The organism is Streptomyces griseosporeus, assembly GCF_014656055.1.
GTDB classification, from domain to species: Bacteria; Actinomycetota; Actinomycetes; order Streptomycetales; family Streptomycetaceae; genus Streptomyces; species Streptomyces griseosporeus.
In genome coordinates this window covers 91427-97663 of the sequence record NZ_BNBR01000002.1, presented here as the reverse complement: position 1 = coordinate 97663, position 6237 = coordinate 91427, and the positions used below count along the sequence as shown (strand labels likewise).

Below are 6237 nucleotides of genomic sequence, written 5' to 3'. Positions count from 1 at the left end.
CGGAGGCGTTCAACGCCACCGACACCGCGTGGATCCAGCTGATGATCCCCATGGACGAACGAGCCCAGCTGCTCACCGCCCTGGCGCCCACCCGCGCCGCCCACCCGGCCCTGGCCGGGTGGGCAGCCCAAGCGGGAAGGAGACTGAAAGACGAACTGGCGGACCTCCAGGAGCTGCTGAAGCTCTCGGGCGTCCCCGACACCCGCCCCCACGAGGGCCACAACATGCCGGGCATGATCACCCTCGACACGGTGCAGCGAGCGAAGACCGCCACCGGAGGCAGCTTCGACCGCCTCGTCGTGCCGAGCCTGCGGGCCCATCTCGTCCATGTACGTGTCCTGTGTGCGAGCGAACGCACGTCGGGCAGCGCGAAGAGAGCGAAGGAAACCGCCACCGCGATCGAGAGGAGCGCGACCGAACAACTCACCCGGCTCGACGCCGTGCGCTGACGATGCCGCCTTCGGCCGTCGCGCTTCCGCGATCGTGACGATTCGGTGCTCGAAACAAGAAGCCACTCTGTGAGCACCGTCTCCAGCGACCCGGCCTCGGAAGGCGTTTCAGCGTGTCGGGGTCAGGTCGGGAGGTCCTCGCGGGTGCGACGGCGGTAGGCGGCGGAGTTGATCCTGCTGCCGCAACTTCGCTTGGAGCACCAGCGTCGGGTGCCTGCTCGTGAGCGGTCGAGGAAGAGGCGGGTGCACGGCTCAGCGGTGCACTGCCGGATGAGCAAGCGCTCGGGACCGCCCAGCAGATCGCTGGCGCTTGTCCCGAGCGTGGCCAGCACTTCCCGCACCCCGCCCCGGCGTTCCACCCGGCCCACGGCCTGCAGCGCGAGGCGCACCGGAGGGTGCTCGGCCGCCTGCCGGACCAGGGCGATGTCCTCACCGTCGGACGGCCCGCCTTCCACGGCGGACAGTGCCAGCCGGTAGATCGCCTCGCGTAGCGCACGCGCCTCGGCCAGGTCCGCCCGGGCCACCGCATCCAGCTCGTCCACCACGCCGGCTTCGACAGCCCACCGGACGAAGTCGTGCGGCTCGGCCAGGAGTTCTGTGCGACGCGTGGTGCGCCAGGCCATGGTGGCAGCGAAGTCGAGAGCCAGATGATCACTGACGAAGGCGAAGCTCACCCCTTGAGTATGAGCATCGTGAACGCCCACCACACATGCCGTCATACCTTCAGGGTATGACGAAGAGTGGCAGGACAAGCCACGTGGGGCGTCCCGGCAGCGGGGTCCCGGTCGGGAGGCACGCAGTGCTTTTACAGACGTCCGTGGAGCAGCGCAGGCGTCGAGGCGCGCAGAGGTGGGTGCTCGTCCGCTACCTCCAGGTAGCCCTGTTGGTCCGCATCGCCTCAGAGGGGGCGCGGGTCGCCCTGGTGGTGCTCGCCGTGGACCGCACCGGGAGTACCGGCTATGGGGGTGCCCTCAGCGCGGCCCTGCTCGTGCCCAGCGTCTTGGCTGCCCCGCTGGCCGGTGCCCTCGCCGACCGGGTCCGGCGACGTCGGCTGTTCCAGGCGGGTGGCCTGGTGTTCTACGGGACTGGGCTGGGCGCCGTCGCCCTGCTGGTCGGGAGGGTGCCCGCCCCTGCGGCGCTGTTGGTGGCCGCGGCAGCAGGCTGCTGCACCCCTTTGCTGACGGGAGGTCTGACCAGTCTGTTGAGCGACCTGCTGCCGCCCACGGCGTTGAGCCGCGGCTTCAGCCTGGACGCCGTCTCCTACAACCTGGCCGGGATGGCCGGACCCGCCCTCGCGTCCGGGCTCGCTGTGTCGACGGGTCCCGGCCGCGCCCTCGTGCTTCTGGGCGCCGGTGCCGTCGTCGGCGGGCTACTCGTCTTCGCCTTGCCGCTGGGCCCTCGCACGGGGGGAAACCCCGCGCTGCGCCCCGCGGACCTGGGTGCCGCAGCCGTCCTGCTGGTCCGCGACCCCCCGCTGAGGTCGCTCTCCTGGGCCAGCGGAGTGGGACAGCTCGGAATCGGTGCCCTGCCCGTGATCTCCGTCCTGCTCGCCGCTCATTACCGGGCGCCCTGGGCCGCAGGAGGTCTGATGACCGCCCTGGCACTCGGCTCACTCACCGGCTCCCTGGCCTATGCCTGGCGGCCGTGGGGGAGTCGGCGCCCTGAATGGACCGTCATCGGCATGCTGTGCGCGACCGGGGTGGCGCTGGCCCTCGTGCCGTGCGCGGACAACGTTGCCGTGGCGGCCGGCGGCTTCGCGCTGGCCGGGTGCTGCACGGGCCCGCTCTTCGCCGCGCTCCTCGCCGGGCGCGATCGCTACGCGCCCCCGGCCGTTCGGACCCAGGTGTTCACTCTTGGAGCAGGTATCAAGAGCACGTTCGCCGCAGGGGGAGCCGCACTGGCGGGCTGCTGGCAGTCGCCCGGGTCGGGAAGCCTGGTTCTCGCAGCGGCCGGCTGCCAGGTTGCTGCGGCTGTGCTGGGCGCGTGCTTGCTGAGGGGACGGAAGGAGACCAAGGCGAAGTGCCCGCCGTCGACGACGAAGGCGAGGCGCTGACCTCTCCCTTGCTGACACACCGTGCACTCCGGATCGCCGAGAACCTGGGACACAACGATGTCCGTGTCACTTCGGGGCGATGGGACCGCGGTAGGGGAGGGTCTGGCGGTAGACGACGCTCGTGGTGGTGCTGCCGAAGCCGGCGAGTTCGTCCATGAGGGTCTCCAGGTGTTCCATGGACGTCGCGGCCACCTTCAGGGTGTAGCAGTCGTCGCCGGTCGTGCGCAGGCACTCCAGGATCTCGCGGCGTTCGGCGAGGAGGCGGCGCAGCGGTTCGTGGCGGTTGCCCGGATATTTGAGGCGGACGATGGCGAGGACGGGGTAGCCGACTTTGGCCAGGTCGATCTCGGCGCGGTAGCCCGTGATGATGCCCGAGGCCTCCAGATTGCGCACGCGTTCGGTGGTGGCCGAGGGGCTGAGGTTCACGCGGCGGCCCAGTTCGCTGAGGGAGATGCGGGCCTCCCGTTGCAGCTGCTCGATGATCGCCCAGTCGACGTGGTCAAGATTCCCGGCCATGCGGCGAAAGTACCAACAAATTCACGGAGAAGCGGCAGCTACGCAAGGAGCTTCCCGTTCCGTCCGCCATGATCACCGGCATAGGCTCGGCCCATGCAACTCGGCGTCAACGTACCGAATTTCGGCCCCGGAACCGATCCCGGCATCCTGCGTGAATGGGCACGGCTCGCTGAGGACCTCGGCTTGGGAGCCCTCATGGTGTCGGACCATGTGGCGATCACCCCGGACGTGGCGGAACGGTACCCGGAACCGTTCTACGAGCCGTTCACGACCCTGTCCTGGCTGGCCGGCCTCACCACCACGGTGCGGCTGGGCACGACGGTGCTCATCCTGCCGTACCGGCATCCCCTGCTGGTGGCCCGCATGGCTGCCAACCTCCACCAGCTGAGCGGCGGTCGCTTCGTCCTCGGGGCGGGCGTGGGCTGGGCCCGGCAGGAATTCGAGGCACTGGGCGTGCCGTTCACCGCGCGCGGCCGCCTGACGGACGAATGCCTGGGCGTCCTCCGGGGGGCCAGGGGTGCCGGGCGCCATGAGGGGGAGGTCCCCCTCTGGATCGGCGGCCACAGCGAGGCGGCCCTGCGGCGGGCGGTGAGGTTCGGTGACGCCTGGCACCCGCTGCGGCTCTCCATGCCCCACATGCGTGAAGTCCTGCGACAGCACGAGCTGCCGGGGTTCGCGCCCCGCATCGCCCTGCGCGTCACCAGCGCACCGGTCGACGCCTCCGACCGGCCTGCCGGCGTCGGCACCATCGAACAGATCCTCGACGACCTCGACCAGTTGCGCCTGCTCGGCGCGGACACCGTCGTACTCGACCCCTACCACGGAGACCCGGAAGAGACCCGCCGGCCCGGAGCGGCATGGCAAGCAATCACCACTGTGGCAACCCACTGGAGCACCCCATCATGATCACCCCGGCCGACGAGGCCCTTCTGCGGCGTGCCATCGGCATCGCCGCCCACGCGGTCACCCTGGGCGACGCACCGTACGGTTCCCTTCTCGCCGGACCGGACGGCACCGTGCTCGCGGAAGCCCACAACACGGTCCGGCGGGACAACGACATCAGCGCCCACCCGGAACTGAAGCTCGCCCGCTGGGCGGCCCGCGAACTCGACCCGGACACGGCTGCCCGCACCACCCTGTACACCAGCTGCCAGCCCTGCGGCATGTGCGACGGCGGCATCGTCCGCTCCGGCATCGGCCGGGTCGTCTACGCCCTGTCGACCGAGCAACTCGTCGCGCTCAACCCACCGTCGGGCGCCTGGCCGACGGTGCCGCACGACGGCCCGGCCCTCCACGACGAGGCGCGCGAACCCGTAGCGGCCTATTACCGGCCCACCCGATGACCACGACCGGCAGTCCGTCAAGCACCCGAAGTCCCGCAACAGCAGCTCGTCGACGACGAGTTCGTGGCTCTCAGTAAGGGTGTTCGCGACCTATACGGTCGTCGATCTACGGGCGTGAGCGCTTCCCGAGCAAGACCTCGGGGCGTACGCAACTGCCTGCTCCCGCTGCTGCGTCGCTGCGCACAGGTGGAGTCTCAGCGGCCTTACTGTCGGGCAGGGCACCTGCACCGTGCCGGCGGAGACACCGAGGAGTGACGTGGACGCTGCGGCTGGACAGAAGCCGGAACCCCATGACTCGCAGGAGCGGCATGCCAGCTGGCTGGAGCTGTTCTTCGATCTGGTCGCCGTCACAGCTGTGGCCCAGGTCGCCCATCTTCTCCGCGGCGACCTCGGCCCGTCCGACCTGGGACTGTACGCACTGCTGTTCCTGGCACTGTGGACGGCCTGGATCATGAGGAGGAGGACCAGCACGCCCGCGTCCTCGCCCTCGCCTACGTCCTGATCCGCGTTCTGGCCAACCAGTCGTGGCAGCGCCGTAGGCAGCTGCTCGTCGACTGGCCCGCGGCCCAGATGTCACTCGGGGTGACCCCGTGGATCGTCTCGCTGTGGGCACATGCACCAGTGCGTTACTGGTTGTGGGCCCTCGGCGTCGCTCTGGACCTGTACGTCACCTTCGCGGTGTCCGCGCGGGAGTTCGTCAAGCGTCACAAAGACGAGAACCAGCACGAGGCTCTCGAACGCAGCACGAGCCGGATGGAGGGTGGCTCCTCCCGTTCCCAGCCGCCGGTCACCGGTGTCGTGGTGGCCCGGTCTCAGGCCGAGCATCTGAGTGAGCGCCTGGGCCTGTTCGTCCTCATCGTGCTGGGCGAAGGCATCGCCCAGGTGGTCTACGCCGCCTCCGACGTCGCGTGGCACAGGGACGTGTGGACGCTCGGCGTCGCGTCGTTCTTCCTGCTCGCCGCCGTGTGGACGCTGTCGTTACGGCACGGCTACTCCGGCGTCCCCCACTGGCCGAGGGAGTCCTGCCGACCCGAGCCGCCCTGCCGCTGCACTGCTTCCTGTCCGGCTGTCTCGCGGCGCTCGCCGCCGCGCTGGGGTCGGCTGTCGAACACCCCGACTCGTTGTCCGACGGCACGCGCTGGCTGATGTGCTCGGCCCTGGCCGGCTACTTCCTGCTCAGCGGCATCGCCTGGTTGCCCGACGCCCACCAGGAGGGCCGGTGGCTGGGGTGGGTGGCTCTGCCGTGCACTGGGCTGCCGCTCCTGCTGGCGGCGTTCGGCACGGGCGTGCGGACCGGAGTGGTCATCTGGCTGCTCGTTCTCGTGGCGCTGTGGCCGATCTTCTACGATCGCCGGCGCAGGACTGAGCTCCGGTAACGGTGCACGACCGCGCCCGTACACCCAGCGGGGAGTCTGTTTGACGTGTACGCGGCCCCACCGTAGCTTCGTCCGCCGGTCCGGTCGTCCGACCGGGCCGCTGAAAGCCGCCCCAGGGGGAAACGCAGTGCACTGGTACGTTGACGTCCTCAAGAACTACGCGGTCTTCCACGGACGCGCGCGCCGCCAGGAATACTGGATGTTCGCAGCCTTCAACGTGGGCATCTACATCGTCCTGATGTTCGTGGACGGGTACGTCGGCAGCGAGGTTGCGAGCACCCTCTACTCGCTGGCGATCCTGCTGCCCTCGCTCGGCGTGACCGTCCGACGGCTGCACGACACCGACCGATCTGGCTGGTGGTGCCTGATCGGGCTGCTCCCCCTGGTCGGCTTCGTCGTCATGCTCATCTTCATGGCGACCGAAGGCACCCCGGGTCAGAACAAGTACGGCGTCAACCCGAAGGAAGCCGGCGTTCTCGTGACCGGGCAACCCTGATTGG

Annotated in this window: 10 protein-coding genes; 8 read left to right on the top strand and 2 right to left on the bottom strand. The window is 69.7% G+C overall.

From position 1 onward, the window contains the following. Positions 1–449 (top strand): DUF305 domain-containing protein (locus IE308_RS09505; RefSeq protein WP_190217493.1); only part of this gene is annotated, 449 nt, incomplete at its 5' end. Between the two features lie 122 nt (positions 450–571). Here IE308_RS09505 and IE308_RS09500 read toward each other — a convergent pair. Next, entirely contained in the window at positions 572–1123 is a 552-nt protein-coding gene (locus IE308_RS09500) for a CGNR zinc finger domain-containing protein (protein ID WP_190217492.1), read from the bottom strand. 125 nt (positions 1124–1248) lie between these two features. Between IE308_RS09500 and IE308_RS09495 the strand changes: the two genes are divergently transcribed. Next, a complete protein-coding gene (locus IE308_RS09495; protein WP_229908792.1) occupies positions 1249–2502 on the top strand; it encodes an MFS transporter in 1254 nt (417 codons plus the stop codon). 66 nt (positions 2503–2568) lie between these two features. Here IE308_RS09495 and IE308_RS09490 read toward each other — a convergent pair whose 3' ends face one another. Further along, positions 2569–3018 carry an Lrp/AsnC family transcriptional regulator gene (locus IE308_RS09490; protein ID WP_190217490.1) on the bottom strand — a complete coding sequence of 150 codons (450 nt, stop codon included), beginning with the start codon at positions 3016–3018 and terminating at the stop codon, positions 2569–2571. Positions 3019–3111: 93 nt separating this feature from the next. On the opposite strand from IE308_RS09490, the gene IE308_RS09485 reads away from it, so the two are divergent. The 6 genes from IE308_RS09485 (at position 3112) to IE308_RS09460 (ending at position 6233) form a co-directional block, all read left to right on the top strand. Continuing rightward, entirely contained in the window at positions 3112–3924 is an 813-nt protein-coding gene (locus tag IE308_RS09485) for an LLM class flavin-dependent oxidoreductase (RefSeq protein WP_190217489.1), read from the top strand. Then, positions 3921–4361 carry a nucleoside deaminase gene (locus IE308_RS09480; RefSeq protein WP_190217488.1) on the top strand — a complete coding sequence of 147 codons (441 nt, stop codon included), beginning with the start codon at positions 3921–3923 and terminating at the stop codon, positions 4359–4361. The genes IE308_RS09485 and IE308_RS09480 overlap by 4 nt, the downstream gene beginning before the upstream one ends. Positions 4362–4617: 256 nt before the next feature. Then, positions 4618–4863: a low temperature requirement protein A gene (locus tag IE308_RS37205; protein ID WP_190217487.1), complete on the top strand. Its 246-nt coding sequence runs from the start codon at positions 4618–4620 to the stop codon at positions 4861–4863. Continuing rightward, positions 4797–5507 carry a low temperature requirement protein A gene (locus tag IE308_RS09470; RefSeq protein WP_190217486.1) on the top strand — a complete coding sequence of 237 codons (711 nt, stop codon included), beginning with the start codon at positions 4797–4799 and terminating at the stop codon, positions 5505–5507. Before IE308_RS37205 ends, IE308_RS09470 begins: the two co-directional genes overlap by 67 nt. Next, complete coding sequence (locus tag IE308_RS09465; protein ID WP_190217485.1) at positions 5483–5737, top strand: hypothetical protein; 255 nt, start codon at positions 5483–5485, stop codon at positions 5735–5737. The genes IE308_RS09470 and IE308_RS09465 overlap by 25 nt, the downstream gene beginning before the upstream one ends. Before the next feature lie 127 nt (positions 5738–5864). After that, positions 5865–6233: a DUF805 domain-containing protein gene (locus tag IE308_RS09460; protein WP_190217484.1), complete on the top strand. Its 369-nt coding sequence runs from the start codon at positions 5865–5867 to the stop codon at positions 6231–6233. The last annotated feature ends 4 nt before the right edge of the window (positions 6234–6237 follow it).

Coding starts and splice junctions, on each gene's coding strand:
- IE308_RS09490 (WP_190217490.1), bottom strand. CDS start 3,018: ATGGCCGGGAATCTTGACCACGTCGACTGGGCGATCATCGAGCAGCTG.
- IE308_RS09485 (WP_190217489.1), top strand. CDS start 3,112: ATGCAACTCGGCGTCAACGTACCGAATTTCGGCCCCGGAACCGATCCC.
- IE308_RS09480 (WP_190217488.1), top strand. CDS start 3,921: ATGATCACCCCGGCCGACGAGGCCCTTCTGCGGCGTGCCATCGGCATC.